Below are 19,317 nucleotides of genomic sequence, written 5' to 3'. Positions count from 1 at the left end.
CAATGCACAAGGTACGTAAAAGTGCGATCGGTTAAAACAGGCGACCAGCCCAGGAAACGGTTCTCAGAATAATGCGCTACCTTTGCCCTGTTTCTGAAAGGCCGGTTGTTTGAAGGCTTCTTTCAGGAAAATGACGTAAAAACGGAAACATGGGACGCATACTGGCCATAGATTACGGCGTGAAGCGGGTGGGGCTGGCCGTCACAGATCCGTTGCAAATCATCGCCTCGGCGCTGGACACGGTGCACAGCAAAGATGTGCTGGCCTATCTTACCCAGTACTGCCAGAAAGAAGAGGTAGATGCGTTTGTGGTTGGCATGCCCAAACACCTGGACAGTTCAGACACCAACAACACCCAGCACGTGGTAGGCTTCGTGCGGCAACTTAAGAAGCTGTTTCCCGGTAAAAAAGTAATCACTCATGATGAACGCTTTACCTCACGCATGGCGTTTCAGACCATGATAGACATGGGCCTGAACAAAAAAGCCCGCGCTGACAAAGCCACCGTGGACAAAATCAGCGCCACCATTATTTTACAGAGTTATTTAGAGAGCAGAGAATACCTATGATCTACCCTATAGTTGCCTACGGCGATCCGGTGCTGCGCACCAAAGCCCAGGACATTCCCTTAAATTCCGAGGAGTTGCCTAAACTCATTGAGGATATGTTTGAAACCATGTACCACGCCCACGGCGTAGGGCTGGCCGCCCCGCAGATTGGCAAAAGCATCCGTCTGTTTGTGATTGACTCCAAGCCGTTCATGGACGAGGGCGAAGAAGAAAAAGGCGTGAAGAAAGCGTTCATTAACCCTACCATTCTGGAAGAGTCTGGCGAGGAGTGGGGCTTTGACGAAGGCTGCCTGAGCATACCCGGCATCCGCGAGGAAGTGTGGCGGAATGAGCGCATCAAGATCAAGTACTATGACCTGGAAGGCAAAGAGTACGTGGAGGAGTTCGATGACGTGACCGCCCGCGTGATCCAGCACGAGTACGACCACATTGAGGGCATCCTCTTCACTGACCACCTTTCTGCCCTTAAAAAACGCCTTATCAAAGGCAAACTCACCAAAATCTCCAAAGGAGACGTAGACGCTGATTACCGCATGAAATTCGCCACAGCGGGCAGACGATAATTGGGTATAAGTGATCCTTTCTAAACCTCACAGGTCTCCAAGACCTGTGAGGTTTTTTGTTTTAGAGCTGATATAGCGGAAAGAGGCTGGAAACAGAAAAACTCCCCTCCTACTTTAGGAGGGGTGCCCGAAGGGTGGGGAGTACAGGATAATTCTTCTTTTGAATTTAAGAATAATAATGTATCTTACTGTCAGGCAATCATTAACAGCTAGGTAGTATGAAAAAGCTCGTTCTATATTCGGAATTAATGATGTTCTCCCTTTCCTGCATGGGGCAAGGCCTGAACCTGGACCAACTCCTGAAACTGCAAAGCATGGGCAAGCAGGACATTGCCGTTTTCCTGCAGGGCAAAGGCTGGGTGACCAAGTCTGATGCGGCCCCGGCCGAAGCCAAGATGGGCAAGGCCGTCTGGGCCTTCAACCCCGAGGGCGAAGGGGCCGATGCCTGGTGCATTCTTTATTACAGTGATACCACGCCCAACCGCATTCTCTACAATGCCCAGGGTGGCCCCGCCTTCGACAAAATCAGGAAAAACGTGAAACAACGTGACATGACCCTGCTGGAGGAAGGCGAGCAGATAGAAGGCCTGGACTTCGTAGACGCGTACTCAGATTACGCCGATGAGCATATTGTGGCCCGCCTGTATGACTACAAGCAAATCAACTACTATGGCATTAAGATCTTCAAGAAAGAAGATTACTTGCAAGCCAAGAAAAGCGCCAAGCTGTAAACCCGTTTTGCGCCTGTTTTCCCAAGAATAGCCCTGAAACGATCATCGGCTTTGCCGAAGAAAATCTGCGGAGACGTTTTTTTGCCTGTTTATTGGGAAAGAAGCCCGAAACGCAAGAACTTATCTGTGCTGGTGGCGCGTATAAAAGCCTATGCGAAAATGGGTTATGTTCTTGGTGTTCTTTCTGACCCTCCAGCAGGTAGCCGCAGCGTGGGGCTTCTACGCGCACCAACGCATCAACCAGCAGGCGGTGTACACTCTGCCGCCCGAGATGGTGGGATTTTACAAACAACATCTTCCGTATCTGGTGGAGCAGGCCGTGGCCCCAGACAAAAGGCGCTATGCCGTGCCCGAAGAAGGCGCGCGCCACTTCATTGACCTGGACGTGTACGGCGACAGCGCCGCGTACAAATTGCCTCATTTCTGGGATGCCGCCGTCAAACAATTCACCCTAGATACCTTGCAACGGCATGGCATTGTGCCCTGGCACATAGGGTTAGTGCAGTACCAGCTCACCGAAGCGTTCAAACAGCATGATGTACAGCGTCTGCTGCGTCTTTCCGCTGAACTGGGCCATTACGTAGCTGATGCCTGTGTGCCGCTGCACACCACCCGCAACTATAATGGGCAGTTTACGAACCAACGGGGCATTCATGGACTGTGGGAAAGCCGTTTACCGGAACTTTGGGCCACGCATTATGATTTCTTTATTGGTCCGCCGCAACACCTGGAAAACCCCAACCGAACAGCCTGGGAGATAGTGGCGAGGTCAAATGCCGCCTTAGATTCGGTGTTTTCCCTGGAAAAGCAACTCAGCCAGACGTTTACCGAAGACAAGAAGTACAGCCTGGAGGAACGTGGGGCCAGTGCCCTCAAAGTTTATTCCCGGGAATTCAGTCAAGCGTACCACCGAGAACTGGCGGGACAAGTAGAACGGCAGATGCGGCTGGCTATTCATTTGGTTTCCAGTTACTGGTACACGGCCTGGGTAAATGCTGGTCAACCCGACCTGAAGAACTTGGCACCGTTAACGCCAGAACAAAAACAACAGCTGGAGCTGGAGAAAACCGTGTTCCAAACCGGTGAGCATGACACACGGGAATAGGTAAAATGTACGTTCTTTAGTTGTTTTATGGAAAACGGGGCTAAAATGCATCTTGTCAAAAGAAAAGGATTCAATGAGGTTGGGGAAGAAAGACAGCAGGTTTAGAAAGGCCCTGAAAATGAAGAAAATCTATAAAACTGACATCTTCCTGATTGCGCTGGGGTTGGCTACGTTGGTGGTGCAGCGTTTCTTCCTGAACCCAGACCCCGCTCAGGCAGAATACCGGCAGGGACTTCGGGCCACTAAGGTCGCCGCTTCGGCCCCAATACGGGCTGCGGTGCTCCCGGAACCGGAGTGGCAACTTACTTTTCCCATCGGTTCAAAATACGATAGCCTCACGCCTCCGGCCGGGGTAACACCCAATCCTTTTCTGGAGGTACAGCGCCTGGTAAAAGCCAACGGCCCCGTGCGGGATTACGCCGGAAAAGACACCGACATGCGCCAGTTGCTGTTAGCTCATGCGGGCAAAGACTACTTGTTTGTGCTGCAACAACAAGCGGCCAATGAAATGCTGCGGCGCGAACTGTTCCCGCACTTCTACCTGGACCCTACCCAACCCAATATGCTAGAGGGCATCAGTTTTTACACCCAGCAATTGATGGAAGCCAAGTCTGAAGACGCCAAGTTAATCTACATGTGTATGCGGGCGCTCAAAGAGTATTGGCCCGAAGAGCAGATTGCCCAAGCGGCACTTTCTACCGCCAAACGGGTACAAGCGCGAAAAATCCAATCTGCGGCAGATACGGCCACCGTCAGCGGATATCACAGGCAGGTGTATGCCCGGGAGCTGAAAAAGATGGCAGACCGCTTAGACGCGAAGAAAAACGAACGAATAGCAAAACTGGCTGGCAACTAATGCAGAGAAAGCATTTCAAAAATACTTCCCTATTTTCTTTTCGTAACTTAATAAAGTATTACTTTAGAAGCGAAGAGTAGGGTGCTGCGCGCCCTGGCTGTCCTAGTAGTATGGTTTAAACTTGATTCATGAAATTTCCTTTTTCCAATCGTGCCGGGTGGGCACTAGCAATTATAGGGGTGGTAAGCCTGACCTCATGCGAGAAGATGCTCCGCGACATGGCCACCAAAACACCATCAGGCCAGCAGCAAACCGCAGATTCATCCGCTACGGCAGCCAATGCCCAGGCAGCAGATTCTTCCGCTACCAAAGCCAAAGAGCCCGAATATGAGATTACTTTCCCCAAAGGGTCCAAATACCAGGGGCTAACGCCGCCCGCCGGAACTAAAAAGAACCCGTTTGAAGAAATTCCCGCCATCATACAACTCCACGCCGGCAAGGCCAACTGGGCAGACAAGCACGCCGATATCAAAGGGGTTTTGCTGCAAAACATGAAGAAGGACTACCTGTTTGTCTTGCAGCAGCAGGGGGCCAATGAGATGCTGCGCCATGAGTTGTTCCCGCATTACTACCAGGACATGGGCAACACCAACGTGCTCAACACCATTGGCTATTACACTGAACAATTGATGGAGGCGAAATCTGAAGATTCGGAGCTCATCTACAAATGCCTGCGCGCCCTGAAAGGACATTGGAGCGACAAGCAAATTGCGCAGGTTGCCTTAACCACGGCCAAACGGGTACAGGCCCGTCCGGTTGTTTCTGCGGCAGATACTACTACCCGCCACGGAAGCTACCGCCAGATATACGCCCGTGAGTTGAAGAAAATGGCGCAAAAGTTAACCAGCAACGCTTAAGCATTTAAGGCAACTTTACTGGGCTAGTTTTTGTATTATAAGCGAAAAACGCTTCAGATAGATAGCTTTTAACTGTACAATAATCAGTAGCTTGCAGGAGCATTTTCTTTGGTGCTACTATGATAGAGAGAACATGACGGAGAATACAGAGCAAAAGAAAGTAGAAAACTCCTTGTTTCAGGTGCGCTTGCCCTTGTTTCTGGGGTTGGCGGTGGCGGTAGGTATTTTACTGGGAGCCACCTTGTTTCAGCCCAGTTCCAATAATCCGCAAGGAACCGCGCGCGGCTACCTGAAATTCAGGGAAGTGCTGAGTTATATTGACCGCGAGTACGTGGACACCGTGAATACCGAACAGCTTTCTGAGTTCGCCATCAATGAGATGCTGCAGAAGCTGGATCCGCATTCGTCCTACATTCCGGCCAGAGATTTGACCATGGCCCGTTCTTACCTGGAAAGTGATTTTGACGGGATAGGAGTGGAGTTCAACATTTTCCAGGATACCCTGTACGTGGTGGCGCCGCTAAGCGGAGGTCCTTCTGAGCAAGTGGGTATTCAGGCCGGCGACAAAATCCTGAAAGTGAACGGCGAAAACATTGCGGGCGTCAAGATTTCCAATGAGACTGTGTTCAAGAAATTGCGCGGCCCCAGAGGTTCCAAGGTAAACTTGACCGTGCTGCGGCCCAGAGAAACCAAACCCGTGCAGTTTACCGTGGTCCGTCGTAAAATCCCGTCAGTGTCTGTAGATGCGGGGTACATGATTGACAGTAGAACGGGCTACATCAAAGTAAGCCGCTTCTCTAACGGGACGTATGAAGAATTCAAAGACAAGCTAAGTGCCCTGAAAAAACAAGGGCTGCAACGCCTCATTCTGGATTTGCGCGACAATCCCGGCGGCTACCTAGACCACGCCACCCGCATGGCCGATGAGTTTATTGCCGGAAACAAGAAACTGGTGTACACAGACGGCAAAGGCTCTAAGTATGATGCCAACTACTACGCCAAAGTGAAAGGTGACTTTGAAACCGGCGAACTAATTGTGCTGATAAACGAAGGAAGCGCCTCGGCGTCTGAGATTCTGGCTGGTGCGTTGCAAGACCATGACCGCGCCCTTATTGTGGGCCGTCGTTCCTTCGGGAAAGGGTTGGTGCAGGTACCTATCTCTTTGTCAGATGGTGGTGAGCTTCGCTTGACTATTTCCCGGTACTACACCCCAAGCGGCCGTTCCATCCAGAAACCGTATGATCCCGAGTCTTCTGAGGAATACGAAATGGATTTGATGAACCGCTACAAGCACGGCGAGCTTTTCAGCCAGGATAGCATCAAGTTCAATGATTCCCTCAAGTACAAAACCAGCCGCGGACGCGTGGTATACGGTGGCGGCGGCATCATGCCAGACGTATTTGTGCCGCGTGACACCACAGACAACACCAACCTGTTAACCGAACTGTACCGCAAGAACGTGCTGCGCGAATACGCCTTAACGTATTTTAGGGAGCATAAGGCAGAGTTGGACAATACCACGCTGACCCAGTTCCGGGAGAATTTCCAGGTGACGGACGCCATGCTGCAGGGCTTATTGAAGGAGGCGAAACGTGTGGACATCAAAGTAGACCCTAAAGACTTGAAGCGCTCAGAGCGAACCATCCGGAACAACCTGAAAGCCTTTGTGGCCCGCAGTCGGTTTGAAGCCGCCGGGTTCTACCCCGTATTGAACGAGATTGATCCAGATTTTCAAAAGGCGTTAGGCTTGTTTGGTCAAGCAAAGCAAATCAGTTTAGGTAGATAAGCTGTTTTGAAGAAAATAGAGTGAAAGCGCGGCCGGAATTTCCGGCCGCGCTTTTTGCTTTCTGAGCAGGAAACTTTAACTTATTAACTCCTTCATTAAATCACTCCTTCACTCATTTAAAAGGCATGGCATACTATCATCGGTTAGGTTCTATTCCCCGCAAGCGGCACACGCAGTTCAGGCAACCAGACGGCAGCCTGTATCATGAGCAATTGGTGGGCACGTTGGGTTTCTCCGGCGTATCTTCTCTGCTCTACCACCGGCATGCGCCCACCAGAATCACCAAGATAGGAGAGCCGGTGCCCTACGGGCCGGTAAAGTCCGATGTGCCTTTGGCGCCCTACCACATACGGCCTTTCAAAGGAGAATCTACCGGCGAAGATTACCTGAGCGCCCGCAAGACGCTCCTGATGAACAAAGACTGCACCATCTCCATCTGCCTTCCGCGGGAGCGCACCATGACGTACTTCTATAAGAATGCCCTAGCAGACGAGATTGTGTTCATCCATGAAGGCTCTGGGGAGTTGCACTCGCAGATGGGAAGATTGGAAGTAGAGGCCGGAGATTACGTGGTCATTCCGCGCACCATCATCCATCAATGGAAATGGAACGAAGGTCCGGTGCGCCTGCTCATTACTGAAAGTTTCAGCCCCGTAGAAACCGTGCGCCGCTACAGAAATCATTTCGGGCAGTTGCTGGAACATTCGCCCTACAGTGAGCGTGACATACGGCCACCGCATGAATTATTGATGGAGGGCGCCCCCGGCGATTACCTGGTGCAGATTAAGAAAGAAGGGTTTCTACACCAATATCATTATGATTTCTCTCCGTTGGACGTGGTAGGCTGGGATGGCTACTTTTACCCATACGCCTTCTCCATCCATGATTTTGAGCCCATTACCGGCCGCATTCACCAGCCACCACCCGTACACCAGACTTTTGAGACACAAGGCTTCGTGGTTTGCTCGTTTGTGCCGAGGTTGTTTGATTACCATCCGCTGGCTATTCCGGCGCCTTACAACCACTCCAACGTAGATTCAGACGAGATTCTGTACTACGTGGCCGGAAACTTCATGTCCCGCAAAGGCATAGACATCGCCTCGTTCACCATTCACCCCAGCGGCCTGCCGCACGGTCCGCACCCTGGTACCGTAGAAGCCAGCATTGGCAAGAAAGAAACGCACGAACTAGCAGTGATGATTGACACCTTTAAGCCGCTATACCTCACGGTTGATGCGCTGGAACTGGTAGATCAGAACTATCCCATGAGTTGGAACCCAGATGCCGCGCCGCAAACGCCTCGTCCCGCAGACATGATGGACTGATTTTTCCGTTTTCCCGGAGTAATCATCAAACTAGACCCGGTTGCAACTCCACAAGGAGGCGTGCCCGGGGTTGGTTTTTATGCCTGTTCGCTGACAATTTATAAGTTTGTCTAAGCCAATCTCTTGTTTCTCACAGAAAGCGTTGTTCTGTCTTTTTCAAATGCTTGGTGGTTGTTGATATAGTCATATTCTGTTATTGGTTTACTTTAGGAAACTGCTTGTTTTTAGCTTCTAATTGATAAAATTAGGGTTATTTAAAGTAAGACAAGAGTGTGTTTGTATAAGTATTAATTTTTTGTGCTTACCTTTGTGTATTGATTGCTTGTGTTAAGCAACCATTGTATTTATCTGAGTTTTGTTGCGCAGTAGCCTACCTATAGAGAAATCCCTGAAACGTGTTTATCGCCACCGTGCTATAAATAGGAAGATGGTGCGTGTAGCCTTGGCGTTTCTGTGTATTTCAATAATTTCCTGGTTGTTGGTGCCTGCCCAGGCGCAACCCAAAGCCATGCGGGCAAAACCGATCGCTTCCTCCAGGGTAGAGGCCCTTGTTGACTCCCTCAATGAAGTAGGTTTTGAGGTGAAGCGCCAGGACATTGACAAAGCGCTTAATCTTCTGAATGACGCCTTGCTGCTCGCCCAAAAGCACGGTTACAAAACAGGGGAGGCCACCTCTTACCTGTATGAGGCCGGTATTTACCAGCAGAATGGGTACGCCAGGAGAGCGCTTTCGCTTTACTACAAATCGCTGCAAATTAGCCAGGCTGTTAAAGATACCTTCAACGTAGCGCGGGCGCAGCAACAGATTGCCAGTGCTTTGAAAGATGCCCAACACTTTGGGGAGGCAGAGCAGCTGTACAAGGAGACGCTGGCAAACTACATTTCCCTGAAGCAGTGGAATGATGTAGTAAATATAAAAAACAACCTGGGGCGGGTTAAACTGGACGAAAAGAAATTTAAGCAAGCGGAGGCGTATTTTACCCAGGCGCTACAGGAAAGCAAGCAGAGAAATTACCAATACGGGTTTAAGAAAGCACACTTCAACCTGGGGTTGCTGTACCTGAAGATGGGTAACTTGTCTAAAGCGAAAAGGTATTTCACCAAAGCCCTGGAACTGGACCAAGGCACAGATGACCGCTACGGAATATCTCTGGCGCAAAGTAAGTTGGCGTTAATCGCGAGCCAGGAAGGTAACTACCCAGAAGCCGTTTATCTGGCCACGGCTGCGTTGCAGGCCGCCCGTTCCGTTGATGCTTCCCAACTGGAAATTGAAGCCATGGAAAATCTGGCTACCATCTACAAAAGCCAGAGAAACTACTTGATGGTGTCTGAGTGGCAAGATACCCTTCTGCAAAAGCAGCGACAGTTGTTTGAACTGGAGCGAACCTACGCCATCCATTTTCTGGATATTCTGCGCGAGAAACAGGACCAGCAGATAACCTATGAGAAAGAAGCGGTACTAGCCAGCCAGAAAGCAACCATCACCTATTACGCGTTGGGCATGGTGGTCGTGATTTTACTGGCGCTTTCCATCATCACATACCTGTGGTACCGAAATTACCTGAAGGCGCGCGAAGCCAACAAACAGTTGGCCATCAAGAATGATGTCATTGAGAAGCATTCCGCGGCGCTGGAAACGCTCAACAAAGCCATTACCCATCAGAACGAAAGTCTGGAGGAAGCCAACCTCATGAAGAACAAGTTGCTCTCCATTCTATCCCATGACCTACGCGGGCCTTTATCCAACACCCAAGGCATTTTGCAGCTCATCAACAATGGGGTGTTAGAGCCTGAACAGTTCAAACCCGTCTTCAAAGAGCTTGAAAAGCAATATGTGCGGTCTCTGGCGCTCCTGGAAAACCTGCTTTTCTGGATAAAAAGCCAGATGCAGGGAGACCCCATAGTGCCCGAGGAAGTCAACCTGAAATCTCTGCTTGACAAGCTCATTGAGGAGCAGGATGCCGCGTTGCAGAACAAGGGAATCACGGTGACCAATGACGTGGCCCCGGAGTTAAACGTAGTGGGCGACCATGAAATGCTGAAGGTGATTTTTCGGAATCTGCTGTCTAATTCGGTGAAGTTCACCAGAAAAGAAGGGAACGTGGCCGTGTCAGCAGCAGTAGCGGAGGAGGTTCTGGTCAAGATAAAAGACCAGGGCATTGGCATCAGTGAAGAAACCCTGAAGAAGATAAGACGCAAGAGATACTTCACCACCGCCGGTACCGCCAATGAAGGCGGCAGCGGCTTCGGCCTCATGATCTGTGAGGAATTAATCAGCCGACACGGCGGCGAGTTGATCGTGGAAAGCGAGGTAAACGAAGGATCTTTGTTCGCGGTGAAGTTCCCGGCGCAGATGCTTAACTGAGGATAGGGCAGAGCCATATTAACCTTCTATTGCGCGTACGTTACATGGTCTTTTGTAGAGACGCAACACCTTGCGTCTGGCGTGCACAAACGTTCTGCAAAGCCAAGACGCAAGGTGTTGCGTCTCTACATCCGTTCTGCACCATGTTTTGTCTTTGTACATGATAGATGGTTTGTTTCAACGCTATTTCCCAGAAAGCGGCGTTAAAACAAACCGTGTCATCGGCTTTGCCGAAAGGGAGAAATTGCCATTGCGCACAAGCTGCCTGCCGTTTTATCTTTGTTACTTCATTTTATTTGTACCAGTATGAGCCACCAATCACCCGCCCATAAATTGCAGAAACTGATTGTAGTAGGAGACCGTTTGCTCATTAAGCCCAAGTCAACGAAAGAGCAGACCAAAAGTGGACTGTTTCTGCCGCCCGGCGTGCAGGAAAAAGAGAAAGTGCAGGAAGGCTACGTCATGCGCGTGGGCCCCGGCTACCCCATTCCCGCCGATTACGGCCTGGATGACGAAATCTGGAACCAGGACGAAAAGGAACAAGTACGTTACCTCCCGTTACAGGCCCGCGAAGGCGATCTGGCCATTTACCTTCAGCGCGACGCCGTTGAAATCAATTACCACGGCGACAAATACTTCATCGTTCCGCAGTCATCGGTGCTGCTGTTGGAACGGGAAGAAGAGTAATCCGCCCTTGGTTGCTTCGGATTTGAATCTGGCGTGTTTTAGCTAAAACTGGCTTAAAATGCATTCTTGTAGTGTCCGCTTTTGAATATTTATTGTTCGGAAGCGGGCAATTTTATTTTATGCCTTTTATATAATCTATTTATTATAAGGTAATTAGGTTATTGGCATAGCACTTGACTAACCATAGGCAAGCTGATTTTATAAGACCAATGCAACCACTCAACACAAAGGCTGTCTTTAGCATAAAGAGAAAGTGATTGGCTGTTTGTAAGACATTCCTTAAAGGCAAAAGCATGCGGGCATTTCTACTTTCCTCTTTTCTTGTATTGGGTGGCCTGAATCTGGTACTGCCAGCCGGCATTCAGAATTTTGGGGCTGCTAGCAAAAAGCAGAAGGCCGTTGAGATCGCTGTGCGCCTTCATGAGGAATGCCGGGTTGTAAAATGGTTTCATGCCGCCAAGTAAAGGGGCATCACCAGCAGGTGAAATAGTAGAATCGTATTCCCTGACGGTTATTACCGAGGGTTCTACATACATGAATACGAAAAGATAATGACGGCTTGGTAAGAGCCGTTATCATGTTGGTTGTTTGTAGTGAGCCGGCCCCAATGGGGCCGTTTCCTTTTTAAAGCGGTGCTAAGGTTTTAGGCTGATTTACTCAAAACCAGCCTAAAACCTGGCACCGGAGATAAGCTGAAATTTCTGGTAAACTGATAAAAGCCATCTCCCAGCATTTTAAGTGAATCTCTGAAACCGACCTGCAGATGCGGCGCCATATTCTGGATATCGCTTGCGGCGGGAAAACCAATTGGCAGCAGCCCGGTAGCAGATCTGATTCAAGAACAGGTTCAGCCTATGTTGCAAAATCTGGCTGCAGACGGATTGATAAAACTGACAGAAGAACAACTGGCGCTCACCACCACGGGTCGCCGCTTCCTTCGTTCTGTCTACACGGCTTTTGATTTGTACTTGATAAAAGGAGCAAGTGATGCTTCGGCCAAGCCGATGTTCAGTAAAGCAGTTTAAGGGTTGTTGCTGTATGTCGTTTGGAGCTTGGTTTTAGGAAATCAGGCTTCAAACGTTTTATGCTTTTTTGTCTTGCTGAGGTGGCTTCTGGAGAGAAATTGGCGGATAAATGCAGTTTGCCGTTCCTTGGGCTCGGCTGCTTTTTTAGTGGGTGCAGATGCTTTGTTGTTTCATCTTTAGCGATATGCGCTCACGGCCGCGAGGCCCCGTCTTCCCCTCTCGCACTTCCCTTTCGGCCTGCCTTGTCCTTTGCGCTTAGTTCTGCCTTTCCAAGGCCAAAAGCGAGGCGCGCTCGGGAAAGACTGGAATTGGCAATGTGTAGAGGAAAGTAGCAAATGGACTTCTGCCTATTAAAGCGGAGACTCCCCCCTTGAAGGGAGCGAAGGGGGATGTTTACACCTGCCAGTCCACGCATTCCTTTCCACCCCTGTAGATGGTTCAAGTCTGCGACTTGGACCCACGCGTGTCTGTGCCAATTGCCGTCTTAGGCTTTTCTGATCTTCCGGTAGACCATAATGGCGACCATCAAGAGGATAGATAGCCCAATGAAGCCCAGAACGCCCAAAGTGGCATCTAATCCATTTTTAAGCACCACTAAGAACACAATGCTGACTAGGAAAAGGGTGGCGACTTCGTTCCAGATGCGGAGGGTGGTGGAGCTTTGCTTGATTTCGCCGCGCTGGTGCTGTTGGTAGATGCGGTGGCAGTACAGATGATACGCCACCAAGCCTGCCACAAAGCCCAGTTTCCAGAGGAGCCAGGCGGGCCAAACCTGGTGAAGGTTTAAAGAGTAGACCACAGAAAACCCCATAATCACCGTGATTACCGCCGATGGCCACGTAATACCGTACCACAACCGTTTCTGCATAAGGGCAAACTGCTTCTGCAGAATGCTTTTTTCGGGCTCTGGTTTTTGGCTGGTTTCTGAATAATACACAAATAACCGCACAATGTAGAACAGTCCCGCAAACCAGGTAACTACAAAGATGATGTGCAGTGATTTCAGGTAGTTGTAGTCCATAAGAAAATACGCGAGAGATAGCTGTATAGGCAATGCTGGTGCAAAAATGCGGGTTCTTCCTCTGGAAACCTATACTGGTGCGCTCTAATAGAGCTTTCCTGTAGAGCTAGTTTAGAGACTGTTTTGGTAAAACAGCCCCTAAACCAGCTTAGAGTGACACACGCACCCCAATAGCCAGGTTGAGAATGTCAGGCACGGAGATGCCTTTGTTGCGGTACTTGTCTACAATCATGACATCTGAGGTGCCTAGTTCGCCATAGAACTCGCCGTACACCGGGCGTTTGTTGCCCTTGAATTCTCTTCCCAAGGACGAGCCTACAAACGGCAGAATACGGGTGGCGGTGGGCCAGATGTAGTAACCTTCGGGGTATCTTTTGGGAAAGAAGGTCTCAAACTGGTCGCCAATGGTCATACTAATGCCTGCCCCGGCTTTGATCCAACTGATCTTAAAATCCTTGAACAGCGGCTGGGGGTGTGACTGGTAGTAGATTCTGGTGGTAAACGTATGGGTTGTGTTCTTGAAACCATAGTTGGGCGTAAAGCCATACATCAGCTCGGCGTTGGTGCGGTCATGTTTCCCGAAGTCATACCCAACGCCTGCTGCAAGAATCCCGATGAGGCCGGCGTGTTGCACCACCACGTAATCTGGGGCGTACCATTGGTTTTTGGGTCGGTCTATTTTGTCAGAAGCCTCCTGCGCGTAGGTAGAAAAGGAGCCGGAGAGGCAGAAAAACAGGCAAAGTGCAGTAACGTAGCGCATAGAAGTCAAAAATCTATTTTTTCATAGGTGGCCTGGTTGCCGGTCACGGTGACCAATACATAGCTTCGCTTGAGCGCCGCGGCGGTGGTCACGTACGGAATGCCGTCATTGTAGAGCTGCGAGGCGGTGTAATTGTGCGTGTGGCCGTGCAAGGAAAGGCGCACGTTGTACTTCCGCAGTAAATTCACGTAGGTTTCCTCCTGCGCAGGATTGGCCTCGCTGTTGTTAGGGATTATGTGCGAGATCACAAACTTGTTCACAATGCTGGCGGGCGTCTGCAGCTCTTGCTCCAGCCAGTTTACATCAGGCACGCTCTCATCAAATTCTAGAAAATTGGTGTTCAGGAGAATGAATTTGTTTAGGCCGAAGGTGAAGGAATGGTTAAGGGGGCCATACATTTCTTTGTAAATCTTGTCGCCATCGCCCAGGCAGTCATGGTTCCCGATTACGGTTACGTACGGGGCTTTCAGTTTAGACAAAGCCTCGTGCATGCGCTCATATTCATCGGTGAACGCATAATTGGTGAGGTCACCGGCGTGCAGCACAAAGGCCACGTCACGGGCGTTGATGTCTTTCACCATGTCCTCTGTTTCGGCAAAGTAGCCTTGCGTGTCTCCGGTTAGCACAAACTGGAAAGAAGGCCGTGCCGTGTAACTGGCTTCCAAAGATTTGATTCTGGATACATTCTGAGCGGTTATGTTCTTGTAGTCAAGATTACCGGCATACGGATGGTACTCAAAAAGATCACAGCCAGAAAGCAGGAAGAGCAGCGAAAATGCCAGCCACTGATAGAGCGGTGGCAGGTGAGAGGTTTTCATGCAGTCAGTTAAATATAGGTAAAGCTTAATGGTTCTACTATACCTAAAACAGTGCGCAAGGTTGTTGGTTTTAAGATATTTCGGCAAATCAAGGCATACTTATAAACTTTATCTTGAGATATTGCCAGTAAGCTGCTAGAAACCTGATATTTGTGATTATATTTGTTTTATGCGTCTGGCTTCTGTAAGAGGAAATAAATGGCTTGTTTTATCAACATTTTTGTTGTTGACGGGTTTTGCCTGCAAACGAGTGCCTGAAGCAAAGCCTGTTGCTGAAATAGAAGAACCCGTGTCCTCGTCAAAACTCAACTCCATACAGCAAACACCCCCAATTCCTGATAAAAAGCCCATTGCGCCCAGCCAGGCCCGGGCGGTGGTGCAAGTGGTAAAGGTGTTCCCTGAGTTGGAAACTACCGGAAACGGCCCCTGTAGCAAGGCGCCTTGTAAGGCCGAAGTAAAGATCATACAGGTAATAGGCTATGGCTCCGGATTTACTCAAACCTTAGCCGAAGACCAGCAAGTGCAGGCCTATTTCCCCATGACGGTGCAAGCGGTTGACGGAAGGCCCGGCGTAACCGCAGGAAAGAAAATAACCGCTGATCTGCAAAGTACTATAGGTGATACTGACCGCCTGGTTGTCTTCTCTTATAGTTTACTTGATTAACTACTGCGTAGAGGTCCATCTGCCGCTATCCTTTATAGATTCATAAAACTTCAGACAAAACTTAGATCATTCATTTCATGGAACGTGTAACCCGGCAACGCCAATTCTGGCTTTCTTGTATCCTGCTACTGCTGTTTGGCGCCTTGCTGCATGTCGCTTCTTTTATTCCGGTAGGCAGGCATGCAGGATCTCATTTTTCCGCCGAGGGAGTAGCCAAAATAGGTCGCTTGGCAAAGGCGGAACGCTTGCATAAGAAAGGTTCTGCCGGGAGCGAAGAGAATCCGTTCGCCCGCTTTCAGTACGAACTGGATAGGTTGAAAGACCCGGCCACAGGTACTATCCCCGAAGGGATAAGAGCCAAAGAACTGGCCTTTGCCTCTTCCATTCCCAGCGCAGAACAGTTGCTGCACATGATGAACCCCTATGCTCAGTTTGTGACTTCTGCCTGGAGTAACCGGGGGCCGTACAATGTGGGCGGCCGGACCCGGGCTCTGGCGGTAGATGTGGCCAATGAGAATATCATTTTAGCCGGAGGGGTATCTGGTGGCATGTGGCGAAGTGCCAACAGCGGCGCTTCCTGGACCAAAGTGACTGACCCAGACCAGATTCAGAGTGTGACCACCATTGTGCAGGACAAACGGGCTGGTAAACAGAATATCTGGTATTATGGTACTGGAGAATTTTTAGGGAACTCCGCTTCAAAAGTGGGGGCTCCTTACTATGGCAACGGTATCTTCAAATCTATTGACAACGGAGTTACCTGGAACCCTTTGCAGAATACTCGTACGCCCGCCACCACCGTGCTTTCAGATATACAGCAATATAACTACCGGGTGGCAGTTAATCCGGGTAACACTACGCAAGATGAAGTGTTTTCTGCTTCTTTGGGCGGTATTCTCAGATCTGCAGACGGCGGTGCCTCCTGGCAATACATTCTAGGCTTCGGTGCCGATACCGATGATTTTAACGTCAGTCCCTTTTACACAGACATAGACGTGAGCAACAGCGGCGTGATGTACGCCACCTTAAGTCAGACGGCCAACGGAGGCAGAGCGTCCGTCAAAAAAGGAATCTACCGCTCTGTCAATGGAACCACCTGGACAGACATTACCCCGGCGGATTTTCCGGCTACCTACCAACGTATTGTCCTGGATATTGCACCCTCTAATGAGAATATCGTTTATTTTCTGGTGCACACCACTACCAACGAGCCTTCCAACGCCAATATCTGGAAGTATGAGTACCTGTCTGGTAATGGCAGCGGAACAGGCGGAACCTGGACTAACCTATCGGCTAATCTGCCTATGTTAGGCGGAAAATCTGGAGATCTGGATTTGCAGGGTAGCTATAACATGGTCATCAAAGTGAAGCCTGACAATCCTAACGTAGTGGTATTAGGCGGCACTAACCTCTACATCTCCACCAGTGGTTTCTCCAATACAACTGGTACCCGCAAGATAGGGGGCTACGTGGCTAACAACTCCAGTTTCGCAAACTACGCGAACCACCATCCAGATCAGCATGAATTTGTTTTCTACCCCTCCACTCCAAACAGGGCGCTTTCTGCGCATGACGGGGGAATCTCCAGAAGTGCTAATGTAACCGCCACTTCGGTTGTCTGGGAGTCTTTAAACAAAGGTTACCTGACTACGCAGTTCTACACCGTTGCCGTAGATTTGAATACCACAGATGATTTTGTGGTGGGTGGCTTGCAGGACAATGGAAGCTGGGCCGTATTTGACATTGATGCTACTTCTAACTGGCAGTCATTGCTGGGCGGCGACGGGGCTTTTACAGCGGTAGCTACCCACTCCATCTTTGTCTCCTCGCAAGAGGGAACCGTATACCGGTACATTTTTGACGATGTCGGTGAGAACACGGGCTATTCCCGAATCGATCCTCCCGGAGCCAAAGGGTACATTTTTATCAATCCTTATTCCATTGACCCCAACAATGAGTACACGGTTTATATTCCGGCCGGAGACTCCTTGTGGCGTAATAAAGATGTTAGTTTGCTGCCTACCGGCGATAACCAATCAAACATAGGGTGGGAAGTGGTAGGAGACTTAGGCAATAGTGAAACCATCTCAGCGGTGGCGGTAAGTACCACGCCGGCCAATGTGGTGTACTTTGGCACAAGAGCGGGTAAGCTTTACAAACTTGCCAATGCCGCCGCCGCTACCCCTACAACAACAGAAGTAACCGGAACGAATTTCCCAGCCGGGGCTAACATTGGCTGTATTGCCATAGACCCCAGAGATGCTAACAAAGCAATTGTAACCTTCACAAATTACCGGGTAGAGAGTTTGTTCTATACCACTAACGGCGGTACTACCTGGACTCCAATTTCAGGGAACCTGGAAGAGAACGGAAATGCCACTACCGGAAATGGACCTTCTACCCGCTGGGTTTCTATTCTGCCGGAACAAGGTGGGGGAGCTAAGTACTTTGTAGCCACCAGCACGGGTTTATATGCAACCGCCAGTCTTGCCGGCAACAACACTACCTGGATACAGGAAGGAGCAAGTTATATTGGACAGGTGCCAGTAGACATGGTCATTAGCCGTACTACAGACAATCTGGTACTGGTAGGTACCCACGGCAACGGCGTGTACAGCCGCCGCTACAATGGCCCGCTGGCTTCTAAGGAAGAGATTGCCAATGCCTCTAAGTTGGGTTTACAGCAAAACTATCCCAACCCTTTCCGGCAGGGAGCAGTGACCACGGTTCCGTTCACCCTGGAAAAGCCGGGCAATGTGAAACTAACCGTGTATGATTTAAGCGGAAGAGCCATTGTCACGCTGGTAGATGCTAAAAAGCAAGCTGGGTTGCACCAAGTTACCTGGGATGGCCGAACTGCCTCAGGAGGAACCGTGACTTCCGGAACCTATCTGTATCAACTCACCATTGACGGCAAACGTTACACCAAGCGCATGACCTTCTTGCGGTAAGTAGGAGTGCTATTGAAACAGAAAAGGCTGCCGGAGTTATCCAGCAGCCTTTTCTGTTTTGGTTTTTTGGGAAACTACACTTTCCTGGTTTTTGCCGTCTTTTAAGGAAAGCGGCCGGAAATGGGTTTAGCGCTTCACGTACTGCGCAAATTCCTTCGCGAAATAGGTTAAGATAATATCGGCTCCGGCGCGTTTCATGCTGAGCAGGGTTTCCAGCATGATCTTCTCACCGTCAATCCAGCCATTCTGGGCAGCGGCTTTCACCATGGCGTACTCACCGCTTACATTGTAGGCAGCAATGGGCAGGTTAGAATTATCGCGGAGCAGTTTGATGACATCCAGATAAGAAAGGGCCGGTTTCACCATGAGGTAATCAGCGCCTTCCAACGTGTCCAGTTCGGCTTCAATTAAAGCCTCGCGGCTGTTGGCGGTGTTCATCTGGTACGTTTTCTTGTCGCCGTGCTTAGGAGCCGACTCCAGTGCATCGCGGAACGGTCCGTAGAAGCCGCTGGCGTACTTAGCGGTGTAGCTCATGATGGCTACGTTGGTGAAGGCGTGCTTGTCCAGAACCTGGCGGATATGCGCTACCCGGCCGTCCATCATGTCAGACGGGGCCACAATATCGGCACCGGCTTGGGCTTGCGCCAAGGCCATCTGGCCCAATACTTCCAAAGAGGCATCATTGATGATCTCACCGTTTTCCACAATGCCGTCATGGCCGTCGGTGCTGTAGGGGTCCATGGCCACATCGGTCGCCAGGACAATGTCCGGAAACTGACGCTTCAATTCTGAGATAGCCTTTAGGAACAGCCCCTCGGGGTTCTTGCTTTCCTGTGCGAAACGGTCTTTTTTGTCTTCAGAGATATTGGGGAACGGCGCGAAGGCTTTGATGCCCAACTCCACACATTCCCCCACCTCGTCTACCAGGCGGTCTAAGCTGAAGCGGGAAATACCGGGCATAGACGCAATAGGCTGAACGACATTCTGGCCTTCGGTGACAAATATGGGAAAGATGAGATCGTGTAACGTAAGGTGATTTTCCTGTACCAGATTGCGGATGACATCTGATTTACGGTTCCGGCGAGGCCGGCGGGTTAAGTGGTTCATAGCAGCTAAAGGGGTTAAGCAAGCCGAATTCTTAATCTGAACGGACCTGCTGCTGATACAACAAAAGAGCTTTAGGAAAAGTGTTCGGCCAAAATGGTTTTTTCTGCCGGACTTCCCTGCTCGGCCG

18 protein-coding genes are annotated in these 19,317 nt (G+C 50.1%); 13 read left to right on the top strand and 5 right to left on the bottom strand.

Annotation, left to right across the window (positions count from 1 at the left end; genetic code table 11):
• Nucleotides 1-149 precede the first annotated feature (149 nt).
• From ruvX to ACY0JR_RS04050, 10 genes are all read left to right on the top strand, one after another.
• Entirely contained in the window at nt 150-569 is a 420-nt protein-coding gene (ruvX, locus tag ACY0JR_RS04095; RefSeq protein ID WP_462632618.1) for a Holliday junction resolvase RuvX, read from the top strand.
• Nucleotides 566-1,132: a peptide deformylase gene (gene def / locus ACY0JR_RS04090; RefSeq protein WP_462632616.1), complete on the top strand. Its 567-nt coding sequence runs from the start codon at nt 566-568 to the stop codon at nt 1,130-1,132. Before ruvX ends, def begins: the two co-directional genes overlap by 4 nt.
• A 218-nt stretch (nt 1,133-1,350) precedes the next feature.
• A complete protein-coding gene (locus ACY0JR_RS04085; protein WP_462632615.1) occupies nt 1,351-1,863 on the top strand; it encodes a hypothetical protein in 513 nt (170 codons plus the stop codon).
• Nucleotides 1,864-2,014: 151 nt separating this feature from the next.
• On the top strand, nt 2,015-2,968 hold the full coding sequence (locus ACY0JR_RS04080) for a zinc dependent phospholipase C family protein (RefSeq protein ID WP_462632614.1): 954 nt from the start codon (nt 2,015-2,017) through the stop codon (nt 2,966-2,968).
• Nucleotides 2,969-3,086: 118 nt separating this feature from the next.
• Nucleotides 3,087-3,824, top strand: a complete 738-nt coding sequence (locus ACY0JR_RS04075; protein WP_462632613.1) for a hypothetical protein — start codon at nt 3,087-3,089, stop codon at nt 3,822-3,824.
• Between the two features lie 128 nt (nt 3,825-3,952).
• A complete protein-coding gene (locus ACY0JR_RS04070; protein ID WP_462632612.1) occupies nt 3,953-4,681 on the top strand; it encodes a hypothetical protein in 729 nt (242 codons plus the stop codon).
• 133 nt (nt 4,682-4,814) lie between these two features.
• Nucleotides 4,815-6,467, top strand: coding sequence for a S41 family peptidase (locus ACY0JR_RS04065; RefSeq protein ID WP_462632611.1), 1,653 nt, complete (start codon nt 4,815-4,817; stop codon nt 6,465-6,467).
• 125 nt (nt 6,468-6,592) lie between these two features.
• Nucleotides 6,593-7,792: a homogentisate 1,2-dioxygenase gene (locus ACY0JR_RS04060; protein WP_462632610.1), complete on the top strand. Its 1,200-nt coding sequence runs from the start codon at nt 6,593-6,595 to the stop codon at nt 7,790-7,792.
• 427 nt (nt 7,793-8,219) lie between these two features.
• Nucleotides 8,220-10,157 (top strand): tetratricopeptide repeat-containing sensor histidine kinase, encoded by a 1,938-nt coding sequence (locus ACY0JR_RS04055; RefSeq protein ID WP_462632608.1) that lies wholly within the window; start codon nt 8,220-8,222, stop codon nt 10,155-10,157.
• A 306-nt stretch (nt 10,158-10,463) separates the two neighbouring features.
• Nucleotides 10,464-10,844, top strand: coding sequence for a co-chaperone GroES (locus ACY0JR_RS04050; RefSeq protein ID WP_462632607.1), 381 nt, complete (start codon nt 10,464-10,466; stop codon nt 10,842-10,844).
• A gap of 305 nt (nt 10,845-11,149) precedes the next feature.
• On the opposite strand, the gene ACY0JR_RS04045 is transcribed toward ACY0JR_RS04050, so the two are convergent.
• Nucleotides 11,150-11,380: a hypothetical protein gene (locus tag ACY0JR_RS04045; RefSeq protein WP_462632606.1), complete on the bottom strand. Its 231-nt coding sequence runs from the start codon at nt 11,378-11,380 to the stop codon at nt 11,150-11,152.
• A 318-nt stretch (nt 11,381-11,698) separates the two neighbouring features.
• Here ACY0JR_RS04045 and ACY0JR_RS04040 point away from each other — a divergent pair, with 318 nt between their 5' ends.
• A complete protein-coding gene (locus tag ACY0JR_RS04040) occupies nt 11,699-11,869 on the top strand; it encodes a hypothetical protein (RefSeq protein ID WP_462632605.1) in 171 nt (56 codons plus the stop codon).
• A gap of 484 nt (nt 11,870-12,353) precedes the next feature.
• Here the strand turns inward: ACY0JR_RS04040 and ACY0JR_RS04035 are convergent, their stop codons facing one another.
• From ACY0JR_RS04035 to ACY0JR_RS04025, 3 genes are all read right to left on the bottom strand, one after another.
• A complete protein-coding gene (locus ACY0JR_RS04035; RefSeq protein WP_462632603.1) occupies nt 12,354-12,890 on the bottom strand; it encodes a CopD family protein in 537 nt (178 codons plus the stop codon).
• A gap of 148 nt (nt 12,891-13,038) precedes the next feature.
• Nucleotides 13,039-13,650: a hypothetical protein gene (locus ACY0JR_RS04030; RefSeq protein ID WP_462632602.1), complete on the bottom strand. Its 612-nt coding sequence runs from the start codon at nt 13,648-13,650 to the stop codon at nt 13,039-13,041.
• A 5-nt stretch (nt 13,651-13,655) separates the two neighbouring features.
• A complete protein-coding gene (locus tag ACY0JR_RS04025) occupies nt 13,656-14,468 on the bottom strand; it encodes a metallophosphoesterase family protein (RefSeq protein ID WP_462632601.1) in 813 nt (270 codons plus the stop codon).
• A gap of 289 nt (nt 14,469-14,757) precedes the next feature.
• On the opposite strand from ACY0JR_RS04025, the gene ACY0JR_RS04020 reads away from it, so the two are divergent.
• Together ACY0JR_RS04020 and ACY0JR_RS04015 are read left to right on the top strand one after the other, a co-directional pair.
• Nucleotides 14,758-15,132: a hypothetical protein gene (locus ACY0JR_RS04020; protein WP_462632600.1), complete on the top strand. Its 375-nt coding sequence runs from the start codon at nt 14,758-14,760 to the stop codon at nt 15,130-15,132.
• A 77-nt stretch (nt 15,133-15,209) separates the two neighbouring features.
• On the top strand, nt 15,210-18,083 hold the full coding sequence (locus ACY0JR_RS04015) for a T9SS type A sorting domain-containing protein (RefSeq protein ID WP_462632598.1): 2,874 nt from the start codon (nt 15,210-15,212) through the stop codon (nt 18,081-18,083).
• 126 nt (nt 18,084-18,209) lie between these two features.
• Here the strand turns inward: ACY0JR_RS04015 and hemB are convergent, their stop codons facing one another.
• Nucleotides 18,210-19,190, bottom strand: coding sequence for a porphobilinogen synthase (gene hemB / locus ACY0JR_RS04010; RefSeq protein WP_462632597.1), 981 nt, complete (start codon nt 19,188-19,190; stop codon nt 18,210-18,212).
• Between the last annotated feature and the right edge of the window lie 127 nt (nt 19,191-19,317).

It is taken from the genome of Rufibacter sp. JT3400010, assembly GCF_054956755.1.
This window is presented reverse-complemented; position numbering and strand designations above follow the sequence as displayed.